Origin of the sequence: Moraxella sp. (genome assembly GCF_030525845.1) — a bacterium.
Lineage (GTDB): Bacteria > Pseudomonadota > Gammaproteobacteria > Pseudomonadales > Moraxellaceae > Moraxella.
In genome coordinates, this window is record NZ_JAUNDY010000001.1 from 131734 (window position 1) to 157121 (window position 25388).

Consider the following 25388-nt stretch of genomic DNA (forward strand, 5'->3'; position numbering starts at 1 on the left):
TTAAAAGATTTCGGCGTTTTTGAGGGGACTGGCTTCCCGGTCTTTTTCGTTAATGATGAGACCTTGACTGTCAATCCCCCAATCAATATTCAAATCCACATCATTCCATACAATACTGCGTTCGCTGTTTTTGTCATAAAAATTTGTCGTTTTGTACAAAAATTGAGTATTGTCTTCTAGTGCCACAAAACCGTGAGCAAAGCCAGCAGGAACCCAAAATTGACGGTGGTTGTCAGCAGTCAGCTCCACACCCACCCATTGCCCAAAGGTGGGGCTATTTTTACGAATGTCCACCGCCACATCAAAAGCTCTGCCTTGTACCACTCGCACCAGTTTGCCCTGTGCAAAAGGCGGTAATTGATAATGTAACCCCCGCAATACCCCTTTTTTGGAGATGGAATGATTGTCTTGGACAAAAGTGGGCACTTCAAAGCCTCGTTCTTTTAAAGCGGTTTCAAAAGTTTTTTGATTAAAACTTTCAAAAAAACAGCCCCGCTCATCATTAAAAACTTTGGGTTCAAAAATTAAAAGTTCGGGAATTTTGGTTTCAATAATATTCATCATTCGCTCTCTTGTGCTAATTTTAAAATATATTGTCCATAGCCTGTTTTGGCAAAAAATTCGCCACGCATTTTTAATTGCTCACGGCTTATCCAGCCATTATTAAAGGCAATTTCTTCTAGGCAGGCAACTTTTAAGCCTTGACGGTTTTCAATGGTTTGCACAAATTGACTGGCTTCCAATAAACTATCGTGTGTGCCTGTATCAAGCCACGCAAAACCCCGCCCTAATAATTCCACATTCAAACTGCCTTTATTTAAATAGGCATTATTAACATCAGTAATTTCAAGTTCGCCTCGTGAGCTTGGTTTAATATTTTTGGCAATTTCTATTACATCATTATCATAAAAATACAGCCCTGTTACAGCATAATTGGACTTTGGCGATTTTGGTTTTTCTTCAATAGAAAGTGCTTTGCCATCTTTATCAAATTCCACCACGCCAAAGCGTTCTGGGTCATTGACATAATAGCCAAATACCGTTGCTCCATTTTGTTTTTGGGTGGCTCGTTTTAATTGCTCGCTAAAATGTTGTCCATAAAAAATATTATCGCCCAAAATCAAACACACATCATCATCGCCAATAAACTCTTCGCCCAAAATAAAAGCTTGGGCTAATCCATCTGGACTTGGCTGAACTTTATAAGACAGTTTAATACCAATTTCTTCGCCTGTACCCAATAACTTTTCAAAATTTGGCAAATCTTCTGGTGTAGAAATAATCAAAATTTCTTGAATGCCAGCCAGCATTAATACCGATAAAGGATAATAAATCATCGGTTTGTCATAAATGGGCAATAATTGCTTGGAAGTACCCATTGTAATCGGATATAGGCGAGTGCCAGACCCACCTGCCAAAATAATACCTTTACGAGTTTTCATATATCAGTTTCCTATTTAAATCAGTTGATTTTGTGCCAATACTTTTAAAGTTTGCTCCACACCAAATTGCCAATGCGGTAAATTTAACCCAAAAGTATTTTTTAATGTATCGCAATTTAAACGAGAATTAAAAGGGCGTTTGGCGGGTGTTGGGTAGTCGCTGGTGGGAATTGGATTAACCGTATTGATTTTTAATTCAATACCGAGTTCATTGGCGGTTTTAAAAATAAAATTGGCATAGTCATACCACGAGCAAAACCCATTGGGGGCTAAATGATAATGCCCTGTTAGATTATCTTTTTCAAAAGATGAACTTCTTTGATAAATTTGTATGATTTGAGCGGTTATATCAGCAATCAAAAAGGCAGGCGTTGGCGAGCCGATTTGGTCATTAATAATAGTTAAAGTTGCTCGCTCTTTGCCAAGTTTGATCATCGTCTTTAAAAAATTATTGCCATAACTGCCATAAACCCAACTGGTGCGAATGTTAATAAAATGACAGCCGCTATTTTCTAGGGCAATTTCGCCATTTTGTTTGGATAAGCCATAATAATTTATCGGATTGGTAATATCATTTTCTTGCCAAGCACTATCGCCATCACCATTAAATACATAATCGGTGGAATAATGAATGAGTAGGGCGTTTATTTTTTTGGCACAATCGGCTAAATGTTTGACTGCCAAATGATTGATTAAATCGGCAGTTTCTTTATCACTTTCGGCTTTATCCACCGCTGTATAAGCGGTGGCATTAATGATAACATCAGGATTAAATTCATCAATGACTTTGCTAATGGCATTAAAATTACTGACATCGCCACAATAACCGTCCGCATTGGTATTTCTATCCAATGCCAATAGTTGCCCAATGGATTGTAGGCTGCGGTTTAATTCAAAACCAACTTGTCCGTTTTTGCCGAGTAATAAAATTTTCATTATGATTTAACCTGATTGTATTTAATCTTGATACTGCTTTTCAATCCACTTTTGATATTCGCCACTTTGCACATTTTGTACCCAGCTTTGATTTTCCAAATACCAAATGACGGTTTTGCGTAGCCCTGTTTCAAAAGTCTCCATTGGTTTCCAGCCAAGTTCTTTTTCAATTTTACTAGCATCAATGGCATATCTGACATCGTGTCCAGCTCTGTCTTTGACAAAAGTAATTAATTCTTTGTAATTAGAAATATTGGCAGGTTTATTTGGGGCAAGCTCTTCTAATAATTCACAGATTTTATTTACTACCACAATGTTTTTTTGTTCATTATGGCCGCCAATATTATAACTCTCGCCAATTACCCCTTTGGTTAAAACCAAATATAAGGCACGGGCGTGGTCTTCAACATAGAGCCAATCCCGAATTTGATTGCCATCGCCATAAACAGGTAATGGTTTGCCATTTAGGGCGTTTAATATCATTAAGGGAATTAACTTTTCGGGAAAATGATAACAGCCATAATTATTAGAACAATTGGTCATCACAATCGGCAAGCCATAAGTTCTATGCCACGCTCGCACCAAATGGTCGCTACTGGCTTTACTTGCCGAATAGGGCGAGCTTGGGGCATAAGGCGTATTTTCGGTAAATAAATCGTCTGTACCGTGCAAATCGCCAAAAACTTCATCGGTAGAAATGTGATGAAATCTAAAATGGGTTTTTTTATCATCGCTCAATGAATCATAATAATGGCGAGCGACTTCAAGCAAAGTAAATGTGCCAATAATATTGGTCTGAATAAAAACATCAGAACCTGTAATAGACCTGTCCACATGGCTTTCGGCAGCTAGGTGCATTATACAATCTGGCTGAAAAGTATTAAACAGCTCAATTAACTTTGTACGGTCGCAAATATCGGTTTGGCTAAATTGATAATTAGGACTAGCACTCACGCTTGCCAAAGATTCTAAATTGCCCGCATAGGTCAATTTATCGACATTTAATACTTCATCAGAAGTATGCTCAATAATATGGCGAATAACCGCAGAGCCGATAAAGCCTGCACCGCCTGTGATTAGGATTTTCATACTGCTTTCATCTCTCAATTCAATTTTTGCCAATCATATTTTTAGAAAATCTTTTCAGATAGCTACGTCGCCATCTTGCAAGGATTTTATTTTTAAATACCCAGTTAAAAAACCTTGAACGCCCAACCGTAAAATGACTACAAACTGCAAAAAAATCTTGTGGTTGCTTCCTTTGATATTGAATTTCTTTATATTGATGCTCAATATCAAAATAACTTTGATTTAAATGACCACCACTTTTATGTAATAAGTGAAAATCAATAACATAACACGCTAATCCCATTGCAATCGCATTTTGACATAAATCCAAGGCGTATAAATGAAATCCATTTAAAAGTGCAGATGAGTTGGCAAAGCGATTTTTACGGTTCAAAATTAAAAAGTTTTCATCGAGGCTCGCCACAGATACTGGAAAATTGCCAACAGATAAATTGTCCATTGCTGGGTCGGTAATTCTGACCTTTAAATCTCCTAAATAATCTCTACCAGCATTGCCACATACTGCCCAATTTTTATTTTTATGCTCCAATTCTTTTAAGCAAGTATCAAGTTTTTCTCTATCATCATCAAAAAATACAATGTCTTGATGACAAAAAATTAAATACTCGCCTTGTGCTGTTTGTAAAGCGACATTGATACCAAGATAGCCATCCGCACAATTACTCTTTTGATTGTCAAAATATAAAAACTCAACATCATCGCCAACAAATCCCTTATTTTTTGCACTTTCTACCATTTCTAGGTATTCATCAAGGCGAGTTACCAAAGTACAAAAAGTGTATTTTTTGGTAAATATCAATTCAGTTGTAATAGGAATTGGGACATTCATAAAGTAAACCTCGCTATATCAAAGAAAGGGAAGTATGTGGTTTAATGTCTAAAATATATTTTATCCAATTCCCAAAAGAATATTTTTCGGTAATCGATTTATCTAAAATTGCATAGGGTTTATGTAAAAATTCTTGGAATTTATCCAAATCCAAATTTTGATTATCCCAAATAAACACATTGTCAGGGTGATATAAATCATAATCTTTGACTTTATGATTATTGGTAATCAGCTTCTTATGATAATGAATTGATTCAAAAAAGCGAAAAGATAATCCATTATGTTCTGCTTTAACAAAATCTACCAAAATATCAGAGTTTTTGACATGGTTCAGATTGTTCTCAAAGCTCATGGATTGACTTAAAAATTGGATTTTGTCCGCATTTTTATATTCGTGCCGACCTTCGCTTTTTTCATCTAAGATGCAAAATTTTGGGTCAATATCACATTGACTGATTTGCCCCAAAAATCCATCAATCATTGGGGTACGATTTGACCAATGTCTGCCGACAAAATAGACGCTCGGATTATTTATATTATATGGTGGCAACTTCGCTATTTCGTCATCATCAAAATCAAAATAAAAGTTAGTTGTACTCAATAGATTAAACTGCGGATTGTTTTTAATATCGTCTACATCAAAGGCAAAAAACCGCTCAAACTTGGGAATGTAATCCATGATCTCTGGAAAAATGGCAAATCCGTCCCAATGATAAGCAATATTGTGATGGGCTAACTCATACACCTTATCAAAAACAAAAGGCTCAAAAATAGAAGCGTGAATAAAAAGTGTGTAGTCTATCTTATCTTTACCATAAACTAAGCCATGAGTGGTAAGCTGATGAGCGAGGTTCTCCTCCAAAAATGTTTTTGCTTGGCGTTTGGCCTTATAATTGCGTTCTTGTAAAAATACATGACGCAAAAACTTATAAACTTTTTCCCAGTTACTTTTGTAGGCAAAAGGTCGATAAGTGCCATCAATGACAGTAAATCCATGATATTCAAGGTTTTTCATGATCATCTCAGGTAGACCAACTACGTCAGGCATGGCGAGCATGATGGTTTTGCCTGTGCCGAATTTATCGTGAGGGCGTGTTGCGTCGTGCATGGGTATCGTTTTGATTTATTTTTTGAATATTATACAGTATTTAATGAAAAATGTAAAAAAATATTGTATAATCGGATGTACTTTAAACAAGGAGGGTTTTTTATGAATCAGTTGTTGGTGTCGGTTATTATTCCATGTTTTAATGCCTCGGAGTATGTGGTGGAGACGGCTAGATAGCGTGGCAAATCAGACCTATAAAAACATTGAGGTAATTGCCATTGATGATGGCTCTACTGATGATAAATTGGATATTTTATATGGCTATCAAAAAAAACATGCCAACGCTGACGGTAATTAGTCAGCCTAATACTTACTGTGTCATTGCTCGTCAAAACGCCATTGCTCATGCCAAAGGAGGTTATTTGGTGTGTTTGGATAGTGATGATAAACTTCATCCAAATTACATAGAAAAATGTGTCAATCTTGCCCAAAAAGATGATTTGGATATTATCTATGCAGATGCACAGTATTTTGATGCGATTGATAAAAAGTGAGATTTACCAGAATTTAAACTACCTGATTTTTTACATTGTAACTGCATTTATATTACAGCCATGATTAAAAAATCAACTTTTGACAAAGTGGGTGGATTTGATATAAATTTAACTCACTTTGAGGATTGGGATTTGTTTATTTCTATCATAAAAAATGGCGGAAGGGTTGGTAAGATAAATGAGGTTTTATTCTTTTATAGGCAACGAAAAAATAACTCATCAATAACCAATCTTGCAGATGATGAAAAGCTATCTAGCAATGTTTTAAAAATATATCTAAAACATTATGATTTCTATATGAAAAACAATATTTATTTTCACAAAATGCTATTTAGGGATTTTCTAAAAATAGACCAAAATGAATCGTCAGACGATAAAACAAGCCATAAATCTTGGTTTGGTCAATTAAAACATTTCCTATCATAGAGATAAATTAACTATGAAACTATCCATATTGATTGTTAATTATAATACAGAGAAATTTATCTGTGATTTATTGCTAAGTTTGGAAAATCAAACTTTTCATAAGTCTGATTATGAGATTATCATTGTAAATAACATCCAAAATTCAAAACTTGATGAGATGATAAAAAACCATTGTTTTGAAGATAAGTTTAATTTGCGTATTATTAATAGCGATGATAATATTGGATTTGGGCGTGCGATGAATTTGGGTTTTAGATGTGCCAAAGGAGAGCATGTTTTGCTAATGAATCCAGACATTAAAATGCGTCAAGATGATTATTTGCAAAATTTATTAAATTTCGCCCATAAAAATAATAATTATGGCATTATTTCAACAAGAGTGCTTGATGACAACAATAATGACACCTCCACATATTATAGTTATGAATTTGGTCAAACTTTGGGGTTTGATGGTCAAATTTGTTGGTTTCAGGGTTCGTTGTTATTAATTCGCCATGAGATTTTTAAGCAGTTGGATGGATTTGATGATGACTTTTTTATGTATTGCGAAGATGTAGATTTGTGCCTAAGAGTCAAAAAGTTAGGTCTTGATTTATTGAAAAATGATGATTTGGAAGTATATCATTTTGGTGGTGCAAGTGAGCCAAACCATAATTATGATTATTACCTTAGATACTATAAATCCAGATTTCTTTTTGCAAAAAAACATTATCAAGACGATATTTTTGCTGATTTGATTGATAAATTTTATCAAAAAACACGAAGTCGCATTGTTTTTTATCAGATTTTGTCATTAATGTTTAAAAAATATCAGAGGCATTATCTAAAAAATAAAGTAACCTATGATATTTGCCATAAAATCAAACAACAAGGTACGAATTGGTTGGTTTACTCTCCAAACTAAATAGTAAAGGTGGATTTAATGAAAATTTTACATGTCTTATTAACTCGTATGCCCATTCCGCCTGTCAAATACGGTGGGACAGAGCGTGTGCTTTGGGCGTTATATCAAGGTCAGACCCAGTTGGGTCATGATGTGCGTTTTTTGTTAAAAGAAAATGCCAATAATTCGCCTTATGTGCAAGTTTATGATGCCAATAAACCATTGCATGAACAGATTGATGATTGGGCGGATATTGTGCATTTTCATTTTCCTTATGAGGGCGAATTGCATAAGCCTTTTGTATGTACCGAGCATAGTAATTGCGAAACAGAAAAAGAGTTCCCCATTAATACCATTTATTTGTCATCGAAACACGCCGAGAATAATAATGCCGTGTGTTATGTGCATAATGGTTTATATTGGGCGGATTATGGCGAACCAAATTTGACAAATCCACAAAATTATGTGCATTTTTTGGCAAAAGCATCTTGGCGAGTAAAAAACTTACAAGGTACGGTAAGAATTGCTCGAAATGCTAATATGTCTTTGCGTGTTTTAGGTGGTCATCGTTTTAATATTCGCCGAAATCCTTATTTTTATTTATCACCAAAGCTTAAATTTCATGGCATGGTGGGAGGCGAAACCAAAAATAAATTGATTGCCAATTCAAGGGGTTTGATATTTCCTGTATTATGGCATGAACCTTTTGGTTTGGCGGTTACAGAAAGTTTATATTTGGGTTGCCCTGTTTTTGCTTCGCCTTTTGGCTCTTTGCCTGACATTATCAGTCAAGAGAATTTGGGCGTGCTATCGGACAGCTATGAAGTATTAACCGAAGCGGTTAGAAACATTGATAGATTTGATAGACAAGCTTGTCATGAACATGCCAAAAATCATTTTAGTCATCTCTCCATGTCAAGGGCATATATTGAATGCTATGAAAAAGTATTGGCGGGCGAGAATCTCAATCCCGCCAAGCCACGTTCAAAAGCAAATATCAAAGCCAAATTAAGCATGATTGATGAATAGATTTCCTATTGAAATGATATGATTTTATAAAAGGTGCGTTTGCCAATACTGCGATGTAGTCTTTGAAAGATTTTTTTAATCTTAATAAAGAAGCCATCGTTGTTTTGGTAAATAAAATCATTTTTTTGTCGTTCGCTGTCCAATTGACTGGGTAGATTTTGCGGTTTTATTCTGTCAGCTTGGATAGCCAACGCTGGTGTTAGTTGGTAGGTATTTAATTCTTTTAATAACGCCCCAAAAATAACATGGTCAATGGCAAAAATATAATCGTTGGGTAGGGACTTTATGTAATCTATTGCTTTTTTTGCACAATGTTGATTGATAATATAAGCCGCTGCTCCAACATGAGTGCTTTTAAGTATTTTTAATTGACGCTCAAAAACATCAATGCCATTATTACCCAAATGCACCAGCTCTTTCCATGTTTCTAATTTAATGATATCAAAATCAATATCCTGCACCCATGTATCATTATTTAAAAACAAATGAGCATTTTCCCCCAAATAGACATCATCTTCAAATATTGCCAGATATTTAATGTCTTCATCAAGCATTTTTCGCCAAAGACAAACGTGGCTTAAAAAACATGCTTTTTCTCCATTGGATAGACGTTGATTTTGTGTCAAATTAATACCAAGTTTTTGGCAAGTAACCCCAATTAAATCAGGTGTAATCGCATCAAAAAACTCAAAAGAAATGTCTTGCTTGCCAAATTCGTTTTTGATATGCTGACGGCGGTCATGTGCAGTGCTTAGGCTGATGACGTGGTTTTGTAATTTCATGACAATTCTTTCCATTCATCGATGGTTGAAGAAAGTATTTGGCGAATTTGTTCGTCATTCATGCCATTTGTTTTGAGATTGGTAATAATCAAGCGTTTTGCTTGTTTTTCTCCTTGTTCAATACCCAATTGCTTACCTTGTTCAATACCTAACTCAATGCCAATTATTTTGCCTTCTTCTAAACCGATTTTTTTGCCCTCTGCCACATAAGTATCGATGGCAGACATAAAATCCCAGTAATTTTTTAAGCTGTGCATGTAGTTGTAATGATCGGCATCATTTAAGTTAGCGACTTCTGCTCTTATAAAAGCATCATGGAAAACAATACTATCCTTAAAAATCAAAGGAATATTTTGTAGCTCTTCTAGGTTTTTAATAAAAAATAGCCATTTGTCTAATTGTGTTTTAAGTTCATGCTCTTTTTTATTAAAATTAGGCATTTCCAAATAGATAAAAGTTAATTTATCATAAAAAACTCGGTTATTTTGGTTTTTTAATTGCACGGTATGTACGACTTCTCGGCTTTCTTCAAGTGTCTTGTCCGTATCATCAAATGTAAAATCCAAAATAGAAATACAATAAATGGCTTCTAATTTATAATTCCAGCCATTGCCTTTTTGGGTTTGTTCACGAATTGGAAATGTGGTGTAAAATAAAGTACGTTCTTTAAAGTAGCGTTGTTTAACACGTTGTAATTCAACAATGAATTTTTCGCCTGTAATACTTTCGCAATAAATATCATAAACTGCCTTTCGGTCATCATCATTGATGCCAAGTTGTTCGTTGTTTTTAAAATTTAATTGGGCAATTTGATGATGTGTAGGAAGCATTGAGTTTAAAAAATCAATCAACAATGGCTTGCTTGCCTCTTCGCCAAATAATTTTTTAAAACCAAAATCAGTATAGGGATTTAAAAAACGACCTTTCATTTATTTCTCCTGATTCATTTGCCAAAGCATGATGTATTTATCCATGGTATAGCCCAGCGAGGCAAATGCCAATATATAACCATATGCTCCGCCCATAAAATCCGCTCGAATGACATATTCTCGAATGAATGAAAACCAAGACCGCAATAACATGCCAAATAAACTTATTTTTTTGCCTTTTTGATGTTTTTCACTTGCCCAATCGTGGCTGTATCTGATGTTTTTTAATAAAAAATGGTGCAAATCATCATTGGTGATGTGGGGTAAATAGCCATCTAATGTGTGGCTGGGCTTACCTTTTTGGTCTAAGGATTCATGCACTTGTAAATCTGAATATCTGAAATCTTGATTGCTATAAAGACGTGCTAATTTATCTGTATACCATTTTCTTGGTTGGACTTCTACGCCACAAAAAGTATTGACGCGTGCGATATTAAATACTTTATCTGTCTGCAATGGCTCTTTTAAGACGTCAACAATCGCTTGTCTTAATGGTTGCTCCAAACGCTCATCAGCGTCCAATACCAATACATAATCTGATGTGGCATAAGATTGGGCTAATTGTCGTTGCTTGCCAAAACCTTGCCAATCGGTATTGACATACCATTTTGCTCCGTATTGCTCGGCAATTTCTTGGGTGTTGTCGGTGCTCCCGCTGTCCAAAATAATAATCTCATCAACAATATCATGCACGGTGTCTAGACAGGCTTTTAAATGTTTGGATTCATTTTTGCAAATCATAACCAAAGACAGCGTGCTTTTTTTATTTGACACATCAATAGGATTTAATTGTTTTGTCATTTGGGTGGATTTTAAAAAAGCATTTTCGGCTTGGTTGTGTGTCAAATCATAAAGGCAGGCATATTTATTAAAAGTATACTGGGTAAATAATAAAGAATAAATAAGTCCATATTTCCCTTGTAAAAAACGTCCATCGATAAGATATTGTTTAAAGAACGCCCAAAAAGGATTTAACAATACCTTATAAAATTTACCTTTTTTGCCTTGGTTGTGGCGGTCGTCTGCCCACGCTTTGGCGTATTCTAGACGTTTACTTAGCCAAAACAATGGCGTATCTGCGGTATGATGACGTAAAAACCCTTGCAAATGTTCGGTTTTTGCATCATTTAATACTACTGATTCGTGGACAAGATTATTATCGTATTGAAAATGTTTTGGATATAATCGCCAATGGGCTTTAATTGCCCAGTGTTTATTATCAATTTCATGACCAAAAACACAGTCAATACGCTTAATGCCATAAACTGTATTATTTGGTTTGGTGTTTTTAATATTTAAAATACTTTGTTTTAATTCGGAAGTAATTTCTTCATCAGCGTCCAATGCCAATATCCAATCGCCTGTGGCATAAGATTGAGCGAGTTGGCGTTGTTTGCCGAAGCCTTGCCAGTCGGTATTAACAAACCATTTGGCGTTGCATTGCTCGGCAATTTCACGACTATTATCGGTGCTACCACTGTCCAAAATAATAATTTCATCCGCCAAACCATCTAGGGCAGGCAAAGAAATCTTTAAATTTTTGGCTTCGTTTTTGATAATCATTACAACGGATAATGAATAACTCATCTCCAATGCTCCACAATCCACTTTGTCGGCAATACCTTACGATACCATTTTCCACTTCTACCGACAATTGCGTCAGGCGGATTAACTTCGCCGTGAAAAATCACCATTTTGGCAGTTTTTGGCAGTATTGGTGCTTTAAAAAAACTCATTGGAAAAGGTTGAACGCATTGATATTTAAAGCTCACGCACCACGAACTGTCCCAATATTCCAAATGATGATGTTCCCTTAAATAATTGGACAAAAACGCCTGTTCGTGACGGACTTCACTTCGTACTTTTTCAAAATTTTGTTCAAAATAATTAAGTAAATTCGGATAAGTATTTTGCCCCACTTTGAAGCGATATACCGAGCTATTACCCACCATTCGCCACGGCTTTTTCCAATCACGAATAATCATCACGCTATCATCATGATTTGCCTTGTGAGTAAAAAAGCAATCAATATTATCTGTAATGACAATGTCAATGTCTAAAAACAATGCCGTACCCTTTAAATCGTACAATTCTGGCTTAAAGGTCGTGAGTTTTTTCCAGCCCCGTTCTGGAATATTATCAGGTAAATTTAATGCAGGAATGGGATAACATTTCACATTTTCATCAATGCCTGCCTTATCATCAGTTAGACACACCATTTGAAAGGGGAGCGTACAATGGCGTTTGACCATATTATATAGGCGATTGACATAGTCCGCCCCATATTTAGTGCCCCATTTCATACAAATGACATAGCGGTTTTCGTTATTAGGGTCAGTCATTATTATTCTCCATTTCCAAACGCTTGTGATAAATGGTCTTAAAATCCAATAAATATAAATTCTCGGCAATGGGCGTATATTTAAATCGCCGATAGCCCCACATATAATGGGTAAAATGAGCGTTTATCATTGTTTCCATGCTGCGATTGAGAGCGATGGTGGAGATGATGGGGTCTTTATTATACAATTTTTCATCGTTTAAATCATAACAATAAATATGAAAGCCGTCTTTTTCTTTGATGCACGCAAGTCCAACCAAAGCACAATTTGTTTTGCTGATGAGTTTGGGGGCAAGCGTCCCTGTCAGAGTAGGTACATCAAAAAAAGGCACAATTTCTCCGCCATGCCTATCAGGAACATGGTCTGGTAAAATCACGCTACAACCACCGCCTTTTAGGGCTTTAAAAATGGCTTTGACCCCTGTGGTATCTGTTGGCACCAGTGTGGCATTGAGTTTTTCTCGCCCTTGTCGAACCAGTATGTCCATGTCGGCATTGCCTGTGGGCTTGTACATGATGGTTAGGGGCTTGTGTTTGGCAACCCACGCATTCATCATCTCCCATGTGCCAATATGGGGAGCGATGATGAGTAGTCCATTGGGATTGTCCAGTGCTTTTTTTAAAATTTCATAATGATGAACGTGCTTGATTTGGTTGATTGACCATGCTGGTGGCATGACCCAACATTTGGCACTATCGACTGTACTGATGAGTTGATTGGTAATGCTTTTTTTGGCTAAGTTTTGTCTTTCGCTGTCGCTAAGTGTTGGGCGAACAAGCATGATATTGATGTTGGTACTACGGTACAGGCTGTTATTTTTAAATAAGCACAAAAAGAATGCGACAAATTGTGCCAACAGCGACAATATCGACATTGGCACAATTTTTAATAATAAAAAAAGAATATGGTACATCAATTAAAGGATTGATTTGTCAGTCTTTTTTCTCTTTTTCACGCACACGAATTCCCAGCTCACGCAGTTGCTTGGCGTCCACTTCGGCAGGGGCTTGGGTCAATGGGCATTCTGCGGTTTTGGTTTTTGGGAAGGCAATCACATCACGGATTGAGCTTGCTCCTGTCATGAGCATAATCAGACGGTCAAGACCAAACGCCAAACCACCGTGTGGCGGAGCACCGTATTTCAACGCATTTAGTAAGAATGAGAATTTCTCTTCGGCTTCTGCTTCATCAATGCCTAATGCTTCAAAGACCGCTTTTTGCATTTCTAGGGTGTTGATACGAAGTGAACCACCACCAATTTCTGTGCCATTTAGCACCATATCATAAGCGATGGATAGGGCGGTTTCTGGGCTGTTTTTCATTTCTTCGACCGTGCCTTTGGGGCGAGTGAATGGGTGATGAACAGATGTCCACTTACCGTCATCGGTTTCTTCAAACATTGGGAAATCGACCACCCATAGCGGAGCCCATTCGTAAGTCAGCAGATTTAGGTCATGACCGATTTTGACACGAAGTGCCCCCATCGCATCATTGACGACTTTGGCTTTGTCTGCCCCAAAGAAAATCAAATCGCCGTTTTGGGCCCCTGTACGCTTGATAAGCTCAACAAGTACCTCATCGGTCATATTTTTGATGATGGGCGATTGTAGTCCGCTTTCTTTATCTACGCCGTTGTTGATGTTGGAGATGTCATTGACTTTAATATAAGCCAAGCCTTTTGCTCCATAAATACCAACAAATTTGGTGTATTCATCGATTTGTTTACGGCTGATTTCGCCACCTTTTGGAATGCGTAGGGCAACCACTCGTCCTTTGGGGTCTTGTGCTGGCGTTGAGAATACTTTAAATTCAACCGATTGCATGATGTCGGCAACATCAACAAGCTTTAATGGGATACGCAAATCTGGCTTGTCAGAGGCATAATCACGCATTGCTTCGCTATATGGCATGCGGATAAATTTGTCAAATTTCACGCCGAGTAGCTCATCAAACAGCTTAACTGTCATACCTTCCATCAAGTCCATGATGTCATTGTCATCAAGGAATGAAGTCTCAACGTCAATCTGGGTAAATTCTGGCTGACGGTCGGCACGCAAGTCCTCATCACGGAAACACTTGGCGATTTGATAATAACGGTCAACCCCACCCACCATGAGCAGTTGTTTAAATAGCTGTGGCGATTGGGGTAGGGCATAAAACTCGCCATTGGACACACGGCTTGGTACAAGATAATCTCTTGCTCCTTCGGGGGTGGCACGAGTTAGGATTGGCGTTTCTACGTCCAAAAAGCCATGCTCGTCTAGGTAGTTACGGATAAGGCTCGTTACTTTTGAGCGAAAACGCAAGCGGTCAAGCATCTCTGGACGGCGAATGTCAAGGAAGCGGTATTTTAGACGAAGCTCCTCTGAAACATTGGTAAAGTCATCGTTTAGGGGGAATGGTGGCGTCTCTGAGGTGGCAAGTGTCTCAATTTCTTTGGCAAGAAGCTCAATTTGACCGCTTTTCATGTTGGGGTTTTCGGTGCCTTCATAACGGCGACGTACACGACCTGTGATTTTTAGGATATATTCTGGGCGAGCCTTGTCAGCGGTGGCAAAGGCTTCTGGAGTATCAGGGTCAATGACAACCTGCAAAAGCCCATCACGGTCTCTCATGTCTAGGAAAATTACCCCACCATGGTCTCGTCTGCGGTGTACCCAGCCGACAACGGTGATGGTTTGGTCGATGTAGTTTTCGGTAACGCTACCGCAATATTCTGTACGCACAGCCATAATTTTGCCTTAATAATAAAAATCTCTAAACTCAATATTATGCCTTGTAATGATAAAACGCGCAAGATGTTTGATAACTTTTTTGTCAGTTTTTTGTGGAATTTTGATTTTATAAATAGTCAAAATGAGCGTGATGTGATAGGATTAGCTTTTTAAATCAGTTTTGTTTTGATGATTAACACTGGGAAAACTACGCACGCATGAATACCTTAAATATCGTCTATCTTGTATCCGCTTTGCTGATTTTTGCCAGTATTATGACAAGCACGCTGTCGGCTCGCTTGGGTGTGCCATTACTCCTGTTTTTCTTGGGTGTGGGTATGCTTGCTGGTGAAGAGGGGGTGCTAGGTATTGAATTTGCCGAATACTCGCTTGTAAATTTCATCGGTCAAGCGGCGTTGGCGTGTATTTTGCTTGATGGTGGCTTACGTACATCTTTGACATCGTTTCGTGTGGGGTTAAAACCTGCCATCACGCTAGCGACATGGGGGGTGCTTGCCACCGTTGTGAGTTTGGGTCTGTTCATTACGTATCTTTTGGGGGTGGATTGGCGACTTGGGCTGTTAATGGCAGCGATTGTGGGTAGTACCGATGCGGCAGCGGTGTTTAGTTTGCTTAGAAATGGTGGGGTGAAACTTAACGACCGTGTCCAAGCCACGCTTGAAATCGAGTCGGGAGCAAACGACCCTCTTGCCATCTTACTTGTTACGGTGCTCATTGCTCTAAATCTTGACCCTGCCAGCCAAAGTGTGAGCGGTGTCTTTGTCATGCTACTTACCCAAATTGTAGTGGGGTTGGTGGTTGGTTTGATGTCAGGATTGGGGTTATCAAAACTGCTCCCCAAAGTGCATTTGGCGGAAGGCATGTACGCCATTCTCATCATGTCAGCAGGTTTAGCGGTGTTTAGCTTGACCAATCTTTTGGGCGGCTCTGGCTTTTTGGCGATTTATCTGGCAGGCGTGGTGATTGGTAATACCAAAGTGCGTGCCACCGAGCATGTCTTGCGAGTGATGGACAGTTTTGCGTGGCTTTCGCAAGCGGTGCTATTTGTGGTGCTTGGACTTTTGGTTACGCCATCGCATATTTTGCAGATGTGGCATTATTCTTTGTTGATTTTCTTGTTTTTGTTGTTCATTTCTCGCCCATTGGCGGTGGCAAGCAGCCTGAAACTTTTTGGTTTTAATGCTCGTGAAATTGGCTTTATTTCGTGGGTGGGACTTCGTGGGGCGGTGCCGATTACGCTTGCGATTTTACCCATTATGAATGATGTTAAAGGAGCTGGACTTGCTTTTAATATTGTTTTTGGCGTCGTGATTTTGTCGCTGTTGGCACAAGGGGCGACCATTCCTCTGATGGCAAAATTATTTAAGGTGTGGTTACCGACCGATGCCGAACCCAAAGCCGAACATGAGATTTGGGTGGGCGATAATGCCAATATCACGCTTTATGAATTTGAGGTTAAGGCAGGAGCATTTGCCATTGGGCGACACCCCAAGCGCATTTCTAGCAGGGTAAACTTGGAGGGTGTGAACGTCTTTGCTTTGGTTCGCAATCATCGATTGGTTGACATTCATGATGATACCACATTAAAGGTCGGCGATGTGGTGTGGTATGCCATGAGTGCTGATGTTGCCCCAGCGATTGCCAAGATTTTTAATAATTCAGTGTCAGAGTACCAAAAAACCAGTGAATTTTATGGCGACTGGCTGTTATCTCCCCATGTGAAACTCGTAGATTTGCCTTTTTATCGGTTGGCGATGGCGAGTGCGACACCGACATTTTCCAAGCTAACCCCAGTGGCACAGGCACTTGATGGTAAACTGGGTAATCTGGGTAAGTTATCTGTGCAAATACCTCCCAAACCCACATCGGTACTGACAGGTGTGGATGATGAACTCATCGAGAGTTTGGCATGTGCCAAAGACATGACGGTGGCACAGTTTATGTTGTCGCATTTTAGCACCAACATGGTCAAGGGCGATACGGTCAAGCTAAATGAGCATTGGTCTTTGGTGGTGCGTGATATTGATGATCATGGTAGGCTGTGTGGTGTAGGGCTAAAAAACACACTTAAAAAAGAGTAAAAACACTTTGAATTGATAAAATCGCCCCCATGTCATGCAGATAAGGCATTTAAATAAGGTAAATTATGTTATTTCATTCCTCCAAAAAACCCACAGAGTTGCAGATTGTTCATCTTAACAAAACTCAGCAAAAACGAGGCGAGCAACTCAAATCTGTGTTAGAAAATAGCCAAAAAGACGACAAAAAATGTGGCTTGTTTGGTAAAATTTGCAAAAAAGCCAAAGACAAGACCAAAAAAGACGACACCCAAAAATCCAATAAAAGCATTTTTGTGCTGGATTTTGAGGGCGACATCAAGGCATCAGCGGTGGCTCATTTGCGTGAAGAGATTAGCGTGATTATCAGTAGTGCCAAAGCAGGCGATGAGGTGGTGGTGCGTTTGGAGAGCGGCGGCGGTCAGGTCAGTGCTTATGGTTTGGCAAGCTCCCAATTGGCTCGTATAAAAGAGGCAGGGCTTGGTTTGACGGTGTGCGTGGATAAAGTCTCAGCCAGTGGTGGCTATATGATGGCGTGCGTGGCAGATAAGATTATCGCCAGTGATTTTGCGGTCATTGGTTCGGTGGGCGTGGTTAGTCAACTTCCCAATTTTCACAAACTCCTCAAAAAACACGACATCGATTTTGAGATGTTTACCGCAGGCGAGTACAAGCGTACTGTTACCATGTTTGGCGAAAATGACGATGACGACCGCATTAAGCACCAAGCCGATATTGACCGCATTCACGAACTCTTTAAGGCTTTTGTCAAGAAAAATCGCCCAAGTTTAGATGTGGATAAAATCGCCACAGGCGAGATTTGGTTTGGGCAAGATGCTCTTGATCTGGGGTTGATTGATGAGATTGGTACTTCTGATGCTTATGTGCTTGACTTGATGAAATCTCATGAGGTTTTTGTTTTGCATACACGCACCAAACCGACATTGGCAGAAAAATTGGGTTTTGAGCAAATGGGTGTCAAGGTTGGCGAGATGGCAGGGCAAGCCCTATCATCTATCGGTGAACAGATTGCCAAATACAACCGTCCGTAAGTGAGTGGTTGTGTACATTATTTTGCTTATCATTATGACAAAATTGGTGTAAAATACCCCAAAAATAGCGGACGTTGGTGGTTCGCTATTTGTCATTTTTATGGTTATTATTGAGTGCGTTATGAAAAAATTAGAAGAAGCCTTCGCCAAAGCGGACAAATTGGGCAGAGTGATTGCCAATCGCTTTAACAAAATCAAAGATTTAAGCGACATTCGAGGCATCGGTCAGGGCAAAACGGTACTGATTACAGGGGCAAGTTCTGGACTTGGGGCGATGATGGCTCGTAAGTTTGCCTTTCTGGGTTATGATTTGGCGATTTGTGCCAGACGTTTGGAGCGTTTGGAAAATTTAAAAGCCGACCTTGAAAAAGAATTTGGCATTAAAGTTTATGTCCGCACCCTTGACGTTACCGTTTATGACGATGTGTTTACGGTTTTTGAGGCGTTCGCCCAAGATGTCAAAGAAAGTGGTGGCGTACTTGATAAAATCATCGTCAATGCAGGCGTGGGCGACAGTCGTGTCATCGGTCATGGGCGTTTTGCCATCAACCGAGCCACTGCCGAGACCAACTTTATCTCCGCCCTTGCTCAGTGCGAATCTGCCATGCAAATCTTTCGCCGTCAAAACAGTGGACAACTGGTGGTCATCTCCTCCATGTCAGCGGTACGTGGTTTGCCTAGACATCTGACCACCTACGCCGCCGCCAAAGCAGGACTCGCTAGGCTTGCCGAAGGCATTCGTGCTGACATGATTAAAGAAAAACTACCCATCACCGTCTCCACCATTTACCCTGGTTATGTGCGTACCGACCTTAATATCGGAGCAAAATATCTGCCCTTTGAGGTCGAGGAGGACGAAGGGGCGGACGTGATTGTCAAGGCGATTGAAGCCAAAGTCGATGAGGCGTATGTTCCAGCGTGGCCATGGTTGCCGATTGGGCTTGGCATGAAGTATTTGCCATTAAAACTGATCACTAAATTTATTTAAACCTTGTTTCAACTTAATTTAAGGAATGCTAACATGAGTGGTCAAATTACATTGGCTGGCAACTCTGTTGAAGTGGCAGGCGATTTCCCCAGAGTGGGCGATGTTATTGCTGATTTTGCGTTGGTGGCAGGCGATTTATCGGAAGTTAAATTGTCCGACTTTGCAGGCAAACGCAAAATTTTGAACATTTTCCCAAGCATTGATACGGGCATTTGTGCCACATCGGTGCGTGTGTTTAACCAAAAAGCGTCTGGTCTGGGTAATACCGTTGTGCTTTGCATTTCAGCGGATTTGCCTTTTGCTCAATCTCGCTTTTGTGGGGCGGAAGGTTTGGATAATGTCAAAACCTTGTCGACGTTTAGAAATGCTGATTTTGCCAAAAATCTTGGCGTGGCGATGGTAAGTGGTGCGTTGGCGGGGCTAACCGCTCGTGCGGTCATTGCGCTTGATGGCGACAACAAAGTACTGCACAGCGAGCTTGTGCCAGAGATTAAACAAGAGCCTGATTATGAAAGTGCGTTAAGCGTACTTTAATCAAATAAGCCCCATGAAAGTGGGGTTTATTTTTCATAAATTTATTTGACATAATACATTTGTTTCTATTTATCAAATAAGATAAGCAAAGTTGTGTCATGGGTTGAATGCTACTTAATAACAAACCTCCCTCGCTCATCAAAAAACCGCCGAACCACCAATAGGGCGGATAATGTGCAAGATAGCGTACTACCTGCACAAATCAAAAACATGGTAACAATCTGATAACGCACCGCTTGGGTGGGGTTAGCCCCAGCCAAAATCTGCCCTGTCATCATACCGGGTAGACTCACCAGTCCCACCACGAGCATGGAATTGATGGTGGGGGTTAGCCCAGCCAAGATGGCGGATTTGACAAATTCATGCACCGCCTCAAAGGGGGTGGCAGAGAGCGACAGATGAGTTTTTATCAACGACTGTTTGTCGTGCAGGGTGTTGATGAGGTCGTTGGCGGTTAGGCTGATGGCGGTCAGCGAGTTACCCAAAATTAACCCCAAAATCGGTACGATGTATTGGGGTTGATACCATGATACCCTAAAAATCATCGTCATGGCAATCATCGTAATAACCCCTGTAGCAAAAGCAAGCGAGAGTATGCTGTCAAAAAGTAAGCCTTGATAGGGTTTTTTGACGCGGTTTTTGGCAGAGATACTGGCGATGAGCGTCATGATGGTGAGTATGCTAAGTACTTGCCACGCACTTTCACGAGCGAACACCCATGCTAAAATCAGCCCAATGAGTGATAGCTGTACTACGGTTCTGATGCCTGCCATGATAAGCGTTTTTATCAGTCCAAGTTTGAGATAAGCCGACACGCCAATTGTGATGACAAGTAGGGTGCTTGCTAAGGCGATATCCGCCAATGTGAGTGTGATTGTCATCAATCGCCCCTAAGTCATACACACCATGTCCAAAACGCCGTCATCCATACGCCATAACTCTGCCCCCAGCGTGTGTTGTTCGGTGGGGGTGTGCGTTACCCAAACGAGGGCTTTTTTATCATCATGCCAATCTAGCACCAGTTGTATCAAGCGATGAGCTGTCTCATCGTCAAGGGCGGAGGTTATTTCGTCAAATAGGGCAATGACGGGGTTAAATTGTAAGGTGCGTAAAAAATTAACAAGTTGGCGTTCGCCCCCTGAGAGATTTTCTATGGATTGGTTTAAAAATTGTTCAGTTTTGCCAAGTTTGTTGAGTTTTTCTAAATGCCATTTTGGGTTAAACATCTTGTCTTGATGGTATTTAAAGGCAAATGGAGCTTTTAGATTATCAAGTACCGTACCGCTCGTCAGGTTGGCAATTTGATGAAATAGGGCGACTTGGGTGCGGTAGATTGGCGGTGGGATTTGACTGATGGGTATATTATTTAACATAATCCTATTAAGCATGGGTTTTTCCAAAGGTAACAAATCTGCCAAAGCTTGTAACAGCACCGATTTACCAGAACCAGACCGTCCAACGAGGACAACTTTTTGCCCTGCATACAGTTTAAGGGAGATATTCTCCAACAAAGGTCGGTCTTGAATACGGTGGGATAGATGATGAACACTGAGTAGGGACATGGGGATTTTAAATGGTTTAATAAAATAAAACAAAAACCGCATTGCACGGTTTTTGTTTGTGGGTAGGGTGCTTAGTGTCTAAAATGACGCATGCCTGTGAACACCATTGCAATGCCATGTTCATTGGCGGCAGCAATCACTTCATCGTCACGAACCGAACCACCGGGTTGGATAATGCATTTGATGCCGGCACGGGCTGCGTTGTCAATGCCATCACGGAATGGGAAGAATGCATCTGACGCCATGACCGCACCGACCACTTCTAGTCCTGCATGCTCGGCTTTAATGCCTGCAATGCGAGCGGAGTTCACTCGGCTCATCTGACCTGCTCCAATACCAACTGTTTGACGATTTTTGGCGTAGACGATGGCGTTGGATTTGACATATTTGGCAACTTTCCATGCAAAGATTAAATCGTCAAGCTGTTCGTCCGTTGGGGCGATGTCGGTAACGACTTTTAGGTCTGACTTGTCAATCATGCCTAAATCCTGCTCTTGCACAAGTAATCCGCCACAAACTCGCTTGTAATCAAATTGAGCTTGTCTCTCATTAATTTTTGGTAATTCGCCACAGACAAGCAAACGAATATTTTTTTTGCTTGCCACGATTTCTGATACACCGTCCGCCACGCTTGGGGCGATGATGACTTCCACGAATTGACGGTCAATGATGGTTTGGGCGGTATCGCAGTCAAGTTCACGGTTAAAGGCGATAATGCCACCAAAAGCAGACTCTGGGTCGGTGGCATAAGCTAGGTTGTAAGCGTCTAAAATGCCGTCCAAAGATACTGCCACACCGCATGGGTTGGCATGCTTGACAATCACACAAGCAGGCTTGGCAAAGGATTTGACGCATTCTAGGGCTGCATCAGTATCAGCGATGTTGTTATAAGATAATTCTTTGCCTTGTAATTGTTTGGAGGTAGAAATGCTTGCTTCGACTGCTCCACTTTCCACATAAAATCCTGCGGTTTGGTGTGGATTTTCGCCATAACGCAAATCTTGGGCTTTGGTAAATTGAGCATTAAAAGTGCGTGGGAATTTTGTTTTGGCGGTTGCGTCATCAGATAGATTTTCGCCTTTTTCAAGCAGTCTTGCTCCCAAGAAGCTTGCTATCATGCCATCATATTGGGCGGTGTGTTCAAAGGCTTTGACCGCCAAATCAAAACGGGTGCTGTCTGATAATTTGCCGTCTGCCTTTAATTCATTAATGACGGTGTTATAGTCGGCTGGATTTGTGATGATACCAACGTATTTGTGGTTTTTGGCGGAGGAGCGTACCATTGCAGGTCCACCAATATCGATGTTTTCGATGGCATCAGACATGGTAACATCGGTTTTGGCGATGGTCTGAGCAAAGGGATAGAGATTGACTACCACAAGGTCAATGGGGGAGATTTTGTGTTCGCTCATGACTGCTTCGTCAATATCGCGTCTGCCCAAAATACCGCCGTGAATTTTGGGGTGTAATGTTTTGACTCGTCCGTCCATCATTTCGGGAAAGCCCGTGTGTTCAGATACTTCGGTGACGGCAAGTCCATTGTTTTTTAGAAGCTTGTACGTTCCGCCTGTGGAGAGGATTTCAATGTTTAGAGCGGATAATTCTTTGGCGAATTCTACAATGCCTGTCTTGTCAGAGACAGAAAGTAGAGCGAATTTTTTCATAAAAGCACCTTATGAGTTGGTCAATGATAAAACGAAAACCCGCCATTTGACGGGTCTGGGGTTATAATAATCCATGAGTTTTTAGTTTTGTGCGAAGTGTGCCACGATTTAGTCCAAGCATTTGTGCTGCTTTGGATTGATTGTTGCGAGTGTGTTTCATGATGTGAATGAGTAGAGGTTTTTCAAACTCACTCAAAAAAATCTCATACATGTTGGTGGGTCGTTCGCCATTTAGGTGAGACAGATAATTTTCAACAGCTGTTTGCACTTCTTGATATAAGGGGGTGTGTCCTCGATTATGCTCTTGGCTAAATGTGTTGAATGTTGTCATAACAATTCCTCTTTGCGGTGCCGTGTCAAGAATTGGTTGCAAACAGCCAAATCAGGGCTGTTGATAAAACGGTTTTACAGTTACTGATTTGGCATTGGCAGTGGTCTTTGCCGACAGCATGATGCGTTTGCGTTGATTGGCGAGAATGGTGGTTTGTGACTCACTAAGATAGTCTTTGGTGTCCGCCACAAAGTCCGCCACGACAGCACCATTATCGTCTTTTAGTTGTACAAGCAGGTAGGGGAATAACTGCTCGGTATTGCTTTTGTTGTTGATGTAAATAATGACATCCTTTCCGTTTTGTAGGGTTGATTCTATGTGTAGGCTGTTTAAGTCCGCAGAGGGAATTTGGCAGGGTGTCATGTCGCACAACAGATGAGCCAACCCTGAGGTTTCAGGATTTCTGGCGATTTTATCAACATTGAAAAGAACGTACTGCACGCCTAGCAAAACCACCAAAATCACACACCCAAATAACCACAGCAACTGAGTCCCCAAAGGTTTTTTGGTGGCAATTTGCTGGGCGGTGGGCGTATCAGAAGTAACCTGCTTGATGCTGATGGGTTTTTTGGCTTTTGGAGCAGCCACAGGAATGACGGCACTCAAATCCACATTGTTAATCACAGGAGAAGTGGCGGTATTGACTGTTTGTGAGGTATTGACAGGCTTGCTATCATCAAGCAGATTTTTAATCCACGCCTCGTCTTCGTTATCCGCCATTTCGTCTTTTGTGCTTTTAGCAATCTTGGGTGCAACACTAATGGCTTCATTAAGAAAATTATCAAGCTCATCATCAGAAAATGCTACTGACGAGACATCGGTTGGAGCATTGTTTGTTCCGTCCATTTCGTCATGAATCATGCCTTCTGTGGGTGTAGGCTTGGTGCGTTTACGTCTAGAAACACCAGAAGCGGGGAGATCATCTTGGGGTTGTTGTGGCTGAGAGCTTGTTTGCGCTGTGTTCGTAGGTGTGATGATATTGGCATTTAGGAAAAATACCTGCTGACAACGACCGCACTTGGCACGTGCGTTGGGGTCGCCCATTTTGGCAACTGGCATGGGATAGGTTGTGTTGCAGTTGGGGCATTGGGTCTGACTACTCATGATTTTTCCAAAATGATTTTTGATAATTGTTTACAAAAAGCCAATGAAATTCCCAAAATTATACGATATTGTTGGTATTTTGGCAATTTTAATTTGTCTAACTGCGTTTAATGGCGGATAAACGATACCAGTGATGGTCGTTGGCATTATCGTAATGGTAGGGTGCGTCCATATCAAAGCTCGTTTGATAAGCATTCATCACATCGCTCACTTGATTTTCAATCAGTCCTGCCAGCACGATAGAGCCTTTGTCCTTTAACAGGGTGGCAAAATAAGGAGCAAAATGAATGAGTGGTTTGGCTAAGATATTGGCGGTAATGGTGTCGGCTTGGATGGTGTGTTCTTCTTGATAAGCCTTAAATTCTTCGGGCAAGAATACCAAAATTTTATCCTCTACGCCATTTAGTTTGGCGTTTTGGCGAGTAGCAAGAATAGCTTGGGGGTCGATGTCCACCGCAAGCACTTGTTTTGCCCCAAGTAGCAACGCTCCCACGCCTAGCACACCTGAGCCACAACCATAATCAATCACTACTTTGTCCGTCAAATCCTGCTCGGTAAGCCAATCAAGGCACAGACGAGTGGTGGCATGATAACCTGTGCCAAATGCCAAACCAGGGTCTAAGATAAGGTTGGTGGCGGTAGGATCGGGGGCTTCTAGCCACTGTGGGACTATCCATAGATTGCCTGCACAAGGGACGGGCTTATAATGCGTCATCCATTCTCGTGTCCAGTCTTTGTCATCAAGCACGGATAGCCACACACGGCTTGCTCCCACTTCGGCACTGATGTCTTGGGCGAGGCTCTCAAAGTTGGTTTGGGCAAAACGGTTGTCTGTATTGGTGTCAAAAATGGCAGTCAAAACGACATCGCACCAAAGTGGCTCTTCGTTGGGCATCGGTTCAAAAAGTGGCTCATCACCTGCATCTTCAAGCAAGATGGAAACGGCTTCGGCTTCATAAAATAAGGCTTCTGCCAGTTCGACTTGCTCTTTGGTGAGTTGTAGATGAATTTGTTGCCATGCCATAAGATTTTCCTGTCAAAATACGTGGTAAAATGTGAAAATGCCATATTT

At 40.4% G+C, this 25388-nt stretch carries 27 protein-coding genes; 9 read left to right on the forward strand and 18 right to left on the reverse strand.

The features are described 5' to 3' along the window. Genes rfbC through Q4B79_RS00670 form a run of 6 tightly spaced genes read right to left on the reverse strand, consistent with a single transcriptional unit; the run spans window position 1 to window position 5404 of the window. Window positions 1-561: a dTDP-4-dehydrorhamnose 3,5-epimerase gene (gene rfbC / locus Q4B79_RS00645; protein WP_303084549.1), complete on the reverse strand. Its 561-nt coding sequence runs from the start codon at window positions 559-561 to the stop codon at window positions 1-3. Continuing rightward, a complete protein-coding gene (rfbA, locus tag Q4B79_RS00650) occupies window positions 561-1442 on the reverse strand; it encodes a glucose-1-phosphate thymidylyltransferase RfbA (protein WP_303084488.1) in 882 nt (293 codons plus the stop codon). Before rfbA ends, rfbC begins: the two co-directional genes overlap by 1 nt. Before the next feature lie 15 nt (window positions 1443-1457). Continuing rightward, window positions 1458-2378 carry a dTDP-4-dehydrorhamnose reductase gene (gene rfbD / locus Q4B79_RS00655; RefSeq protein WP_303084489.1) on the reverse strand — a complete coding sequence of 307 codons (921 nt, stop codon included), beginning with the start codon at window positions 2376-2378 and terminating at the stop codon, window positions 1458-1460. A 21-nt stretch (window positions 2379-2399) separates the two neighbouring features. Beyond that, complete coding sequence (gene rfbB, locus Q4B79_RS00660; RefSeq protein WP_303084490.1) at window positions 2400-3467, reverse strand: dTDP-glucose 4,6-dehydratase; 1068 nt, start codon at window positions 3465-3467, stop codon at window positions 2400-2402. A gap of 19 nt (window positions 3468-3486) precedes the next feature. Next, window positions 3487-4296: an acyl esterase gene (locus Q4B79_RS00665; RefSeq protein ID WP_303084491.1), complete on the reverse strand. Its 810-nt coding sequence runs from the start codon at window positions 4294-4296 to the stop codon at window positions 3487-3489. Between the two features lie 13 nt (window positions 4297-4309). Continuing rightward, entirely contained in the window at window positions 4310-5404 is a 1095-nt protein-coding gene (locus Q4B79_RS00670; RefSeq protein WP_303084492.1) for a hypothetical protein, read from the reverse strand. A gap of 154 nt (window positions 5405-5558) precedes the next feature. Between Q4B79_RS00670 and Q4B79_RS00675 the strand changes: the two genes are divergently transcribed. Genes Q4B79_RS00675 through Q4B79_RS00695 form a run of 5 tightly spaced genes read left to right on the forward strand, consistent with a single transcriptional unit; the run spans window position 5559 to window position 8236 of the window. Next, window positions 5559-5702, forward strand: a complete 144-nt coding sequence (locus tag Q4B79_RS00675) for a glycosyltransferase (RefSeq protein WP_303084493.1) — start codon at window positions 5559-5561, stop codon at window positions 5700-5702. Further along, the gene (locus Q4B79_RS00680) at window positions 5662-5898 is read left to right on the forward strand and encodes a glycosyltransferase (protein WP_303084494.1); all 237 of its coding nucleotides are present in this window, start codon (window positions 5662-5664) and stop codon (window positions 5896-5898) included. Before Q4B79_RS00675 ends, Q4B79_RS00680 begins: the two co-directional genes overlap by 41 nt. Before the next feature lie 60 nt (window positions 5899-5958). Next, window positions 5959-6324, forward strand: a complete 366-nt coding sequence (locus Q4B79_RS00685) for a hypothetical protein (RefSeq protein WP_303084495.1) — start codon at window positions 5959-5961, stop codon at window positions 6322-6324. Between the two features lie 13 nt (window positions 6325-6337). Continuing rightward, window positions 6338-7228 carry a glycosyltransferase family 2 protein gene (locus Q4B79_RS00690; RefSeq protein ID WP_303084496.1) on the forward strand — a complete coding sequence of 297 codons (891 nt, stop codon included), beginning with the start codon at window positions 6338-6340 and terminating at the stop codon, window positions 7226-7228. A gap of 18 nt (window positions 7229-7246) precedes the next feature. Further along, a complete protein-coding gene (locus tag Q4B79_RS00695) occupies window positions 7247-8236 on the forward strand; it encodes a glycosyltransferase family 4 protein (RefSeq protein ID WP_303084497.1) in 990 nt (329 codons plus the stop codon). Between the two features lie 5 nt (window positions 8237-8241). Here the strand turns inward: Q4B79_RS00695 and Q4B79_RS00700 are convergent, their stop codons facing one another. From Q4B79_RS00700 to aspS, 6 genes are read right to left on the reverse strand one after another with little or no spacing between them, the layout of a single operon-like run. Continuing rightward, window positions 8242-9018 carry a glycosyltransferase family 25 protein gene (locus Q4B79_RS00700; protein ID WP_303084498.1) on the reverse strand — a complete coding sequence of 259 codons (777 nt, stop codon included), beginning with the start codon at window positions 9016-9018 and terminating at the stop codon, window positions 8242-8244. Then, window positions 9015-9947 carry an Rpn family recombination-promoting nuclease/putative transposase gene (locus tag Q4B79_RS00705; protein ID WP_303084499.1) on the reverse strand — a complete coding sequence of 311 codons (933 nt, stop codon included), beginning with the start codon at window positions 9945-9947 and terminating at the stop codon, window positions 9015-9017. Before Q4B79_RS00705 ends, Q4B79_RS00700 begins: the two co-directional genes overlap by 4 nt. Then, window positions 9948-11534, reverse strand: a complete 1587-nt coding sequence (locus Q4B79_RS00710) for a glycosyltransferase family 2 protein (protein ID WP_303084500.1) — start codon at window positions 11532-11534, stop codon at window positions 9948-9950. Further along, entirely contained in the window at window positions 11531-12289 is a 759-nt protein-coding gene (locus tag Q4B79_RS00715; protein WP_303084501.1) for a glycosyltransferase, read from the reverse strand. The genes Q4B79_RS00710 and Q4B79_RS00715 overlap by 4 nt, the downstream gene beginning before the upstream one ends. Beyond that, complete coding sequence (locus Q4B79_RS00720; protein ID WP_303084502.1) at window positions 12282-13202, reverse strand: lysophospholipid acyltransferase family protein; 921 nt, start codon at window positions 13200-13202, stop codon at window positions 12282-12284. The genes Q4B79_RS00715 and Q4B79_RS00720 overlap by 8 nt, the downstream gene beginning before the upstream one ends. A 19-nt stretch (window positions 13203-13221) precedes the next feature. Further along, a complete protein-coding gene (gene aspS, locus Q4B79_RS00725) occupies window positions 13222-15021 on the reverse strand; it encodes an aspartate--tRNA ligase (RefSeq protein WP_303084503.1) in 1800 nt (599 codons plus the stop codon). 200 nt (window positions 15022-15221) lie between these two features. On the opposite strand from aspS, the gene Q4B79_RS00730 reads away from it, so the two are divergent. From Q4B79_RS00730 to tpx, 4 genes are all read left to right on the forward strand, one after another. Then, complete coding sequence (locus tag Q4B79_RS00730) at window positions 15222-17105, forward strand: potassium/proton antiporter (protein ID WP_303084504.1); 1884 nt, start codon at window positions 15222-15224, stop codon at window positions 17103-17105. A gap of 65 nt (window positions 17106-17170) precedes the next feature. Further along, the gene (sohB, locus tag Q4B79_RS00735) at window positions 17171-18133 is read left to right on the forward strand and encodes a protease SohB (protein WP_303084505.1); all 963 of its coding nucleotides are present in this window, start codon (window positions 17171-17173) and stop codon (window positions 18131-18133) included. Window positions 18134-18254: 121 nt separating this feature from the next. Beyond that, window positions 18255-19121, forward strand: coding sequence for an SDR family oxidoreductase (locus Q4B79_RS00740; protein ID WP_303084506.1), 867 nt, complete (start codon window positions 18255-18257; stop codon window positions 19119-19121). Window positions 19122-19154: 33 nt separating this feature from the next. Then, window positions 19155-19655: a thiol peroxidase gene (gene tpx, locus Q4B79_RS00745; protein WP_303084507.1), complete on the forward strand. Its 501-nt coding sequence runs from the start codon at window positions 19155-19157 to the stop codon at window positions 19653-19655. A gap of 110 nt (window positions 19656-19765) precedes the next feature. Here the strand turns inward: tpx and fetB are convergent, their stop codons facing one another. The 6 genes from fetB to prmA all read right to left on the reverse strand — a co-directional run bounded on the left by fetB (window position 19766) and on the right by prmA (window position 25340). After that, window positions 19766-20536 (reverse strand): iron export ABC transporter permease subunit FetB, encoded by a 771-nt coding sequence (fetB, locus tag Q4B79_RS00750; RefSeq protein ID WP_303084508.1) that lies wholly within the window; start codon window positions 20534-20536, stop codon window positions 19766-19768. Between the two features lie 9 nt (window positions 20537-20545). After that, window positions 20546-21217, reverse strand: a complete 672-nt coding sequence (locus Q4B79_RS00755) for an ATP-binding cassette domain-containing protein (protein WP_303084509.1) — start codon at window positions 21215-21217, stop codon at window positions 20546-20548. Window positions 21218-21288: 71 nt separating this feature from the next. Next, on the reverse strand, window positions 21289-22881 hold the full coding sequence (gene purH / locus Q4B79_RS00760) for a bifunctional phosphoribosylaminoimidazolecarboxamide formyltransferase/IMP cyclohydrolase (RefSeq protein ID WP_303084510.1): 1593 nt from the start codon (window positions 22879-22881) through the stop codon (window positions 21289-21291). Between the two features lie 61 nt (window positions 22882-22942). Then, window positions 22943-23212 (reverse strand): DNA-binding transcriptional regulator Fis, encoded by a 270-nt coding sequence (fis, locus tag Q4B79_RS00765; RefSeq protein WP_303084511.1) that lies wholly within the window; start codon window positions 23210-23212, stop codon window positions 22943-22945. 51 nt (window positions 23213-23263) lie between these two features. Beyond that, entirely contained in the window at window positions 23264-24316 is a 1053-nt protein-coding gene (locus tag Q4B79_RS00770) for a DUF3426 domain-containing protein (protein WP_303084512.1), read from the reverse strand. Between the two features lie 97 nt (window positions 24317-24413). Continuing rightward, entirely contained in the window at window positions 24414-25340 is a 927-nt protein-coding gene (prmA, locus tag Q4B79_RS00775; RefSeq protein WP_303084513.1) for a 50S ribosomal protein L11 methyltransferase, read from the reverse strand. Between the last annotated feature and the right edge of the window lie 48 nt (window positions 25341-25388).

Excerpts from the sequence above, each read along its gene's own strand:
- rfbA (WP_303084488.1), bottom strand. The coding sequence starts at position 1,442 with ATGAAAACTCGTAAAGGTATTATTTTGGCAGGTGGGTCTGGCACTCGC.
- purH (WP_303084510.1), bottom strand. The coding sequence starts at position 22,881 with ATGAAAAAATTCGCTCTACTTTCTGTCTCTGACAAGACAGGCATTGTA.
- Q4B79_RS00670 (WP_303084492.1), bottom strand. The coding sequence starts at position 5,404 with ATGCACGACGCAACACGCCCTCACGATAAATTCGGCACAGGCAAAACC.
- Q4B79_RS00675 (WP_303084493.1), top strand. The coding sequence starts at position 5,559 with ATGTGGTGGAGACGGCTAGATAGCGTGGCAAATCAGACCTATAAAAAC.
- Q4B79_RS00695 (WP_303084497.1), top strand. The coding sequence starts at position 7,247 with ATGAAAATTTTACATGTCTTATTAACTCGTATGCCCATTCCGCCTGTC.
- Q4B79_RS00710 (WP_303084500.1), bottom strand. The coding sequence starts at position 11,534 with ATGAGTTATTCATTATCCGTTGTAATGATTATCAAAAACGAAGCCAAA.
- Q4B79_RS00715 (WP_303084501.1), bottom strand. The coding sequence starts at position 12,289 with ATGACTGACCCTAATAACGAAAACCGCTATGTCATTTGTATGAAATGG.
- aspS (WP_303084503.1), bottom strand. The coding sequence starts at position 15,021 with ATGGCTGTGCGTACAGAATATTGCGGTAGCGTTACCGAAAACTACATC.
- Q4B79_RS00755 (WP_303084509.1), bottom strand. The coding sequence starts at position 21,217 with ATGTCCCTACTCAGTGTTCATCATCTATCCCACCGTATTCAAGACCGA.
- Q4B79_RS00680 (WP_303084494.1), top strand. The coding sequence starts at position 5,662 with ATGGCTATCAAAAAAAACATGCCAACGCTGACGGTAATTAGTCAGCCT.
- Q4B79_RS00700 (WP_303084498.1), bottom strand. The coding sequence starts at position 9,018 with ATGAAATTACAAAACCACGTCATCAGCCTAAGCACTGCACATGACCGC.
- Q4B79_RS00665 (WP_303084491.1), bottom strand. The coding sequence starts at position 4,296 with ATGAATGTCCCAATTCCTATTACAACTGAATTGATATTTACCAAAAAA.
- Q4B79_RS00705 (WP_303084499.1), bottom strand. The coding sequence starts at position 9,947 with ATGAAAGGTCGTTTTTTAAATCCCTATACTGATTTTGGTTTTAAAAAA.
- fis (WP_303084511.1), bottom strand. The coding sequence starts at position 23,212 with ATGACAACATTCAACACATTTAGCCAAGAGCATAATCGAGGACACACC.
- Q4B79_RS00690 (WP_303084496.1), top strand. The coding sequence starts at position 6,338 with ATGAAACTATCCATATTGATTGTTAATTATAATACAGAGAAATTTATC.
- Q4B79_RS00730 (WP_303084504.1), top strand. The coding sequence starts at position 15,222 with ATGAATACCTTAAATATCGTCTATCTTGTATCCGCTTTGCTGATTTTT.
- Q4B79_RS00770 (WP_303084512.1), bottom strand. The coding sequence starts at position 24,316 with ATGAGTAGTCAGACCCAATGCCCCAACTGCAACACAACCTATCCCATG.
- prmA (WP_303084513.1), bottom strand. The coding sequence starts at position 25,340 with ATGGCATGGCAACAAATTCATCTACAACTCACCAAAGAGCAAGTCGAA.
- sohB (WP_303084505.1), top strand. The coding sequence starts at position 17,171 with ATGTTATTTCATTCCTCCAAAAAACCCACAGAGTTGCAGATTGTTCAT.
- Q4B79_RS00740 (WP_303084506.1), top strand. The coding sequence starts at position 18,255 with ATGAAAAAATTAGAAGAAGCCTTCGCCAAAGCGGACAAATTGGGCAGA.
- Q4B79_RS00685 (WP_303084495.1), top strand. The coding sequence starts at position 5,959 with ATGATTAAAAAATCAACTTTTGACAAAGTGGGTGGATTTGATATAAAT.
- fetB (WP_303084508.1), bottom strand. The coding sequence starts at position 20,536 with ATGACAATCACACTCACATTGGCGGATATCGCCTTAGCAAGCACCCTA.
- rfbC (WP_303084549.1), bottom strand. The coding sequence starts at position 561 with ATGAATATTATTGAAACCAAAATTCCCGAACTTTTAATTTTTGAACCC.
- tpx (WP_303084507.1), top strand. The coding sequence starts at position 19,155 with ATGAGTGGTCAAATTACATTGGCTGGCAACTCTGTTGAAGTGGCAGGC.
- rfbD (WP_303084489.1), bottom strand. The coding sequence starts at position 2,378 with ATGAAAATTTTATTACTCGGCAAAAACGGACAAGTTGGTTTTGAATTA.
- rfbB (WP_303084490.1), bottom strand. The coding sequence starts at position 3,467 with ATGAAAATCCTAATCACAGGCGGTGCAGGCTTTATCGGCTCTGCGGTT.
- Q4B79_RS00720 (WP_303084502.1), bottom strand. The coding sequence starts at position 13,202 with ATGTACCATATTCTTTTTTTATTATTAAAAATTGTGCCAATGTCGATA.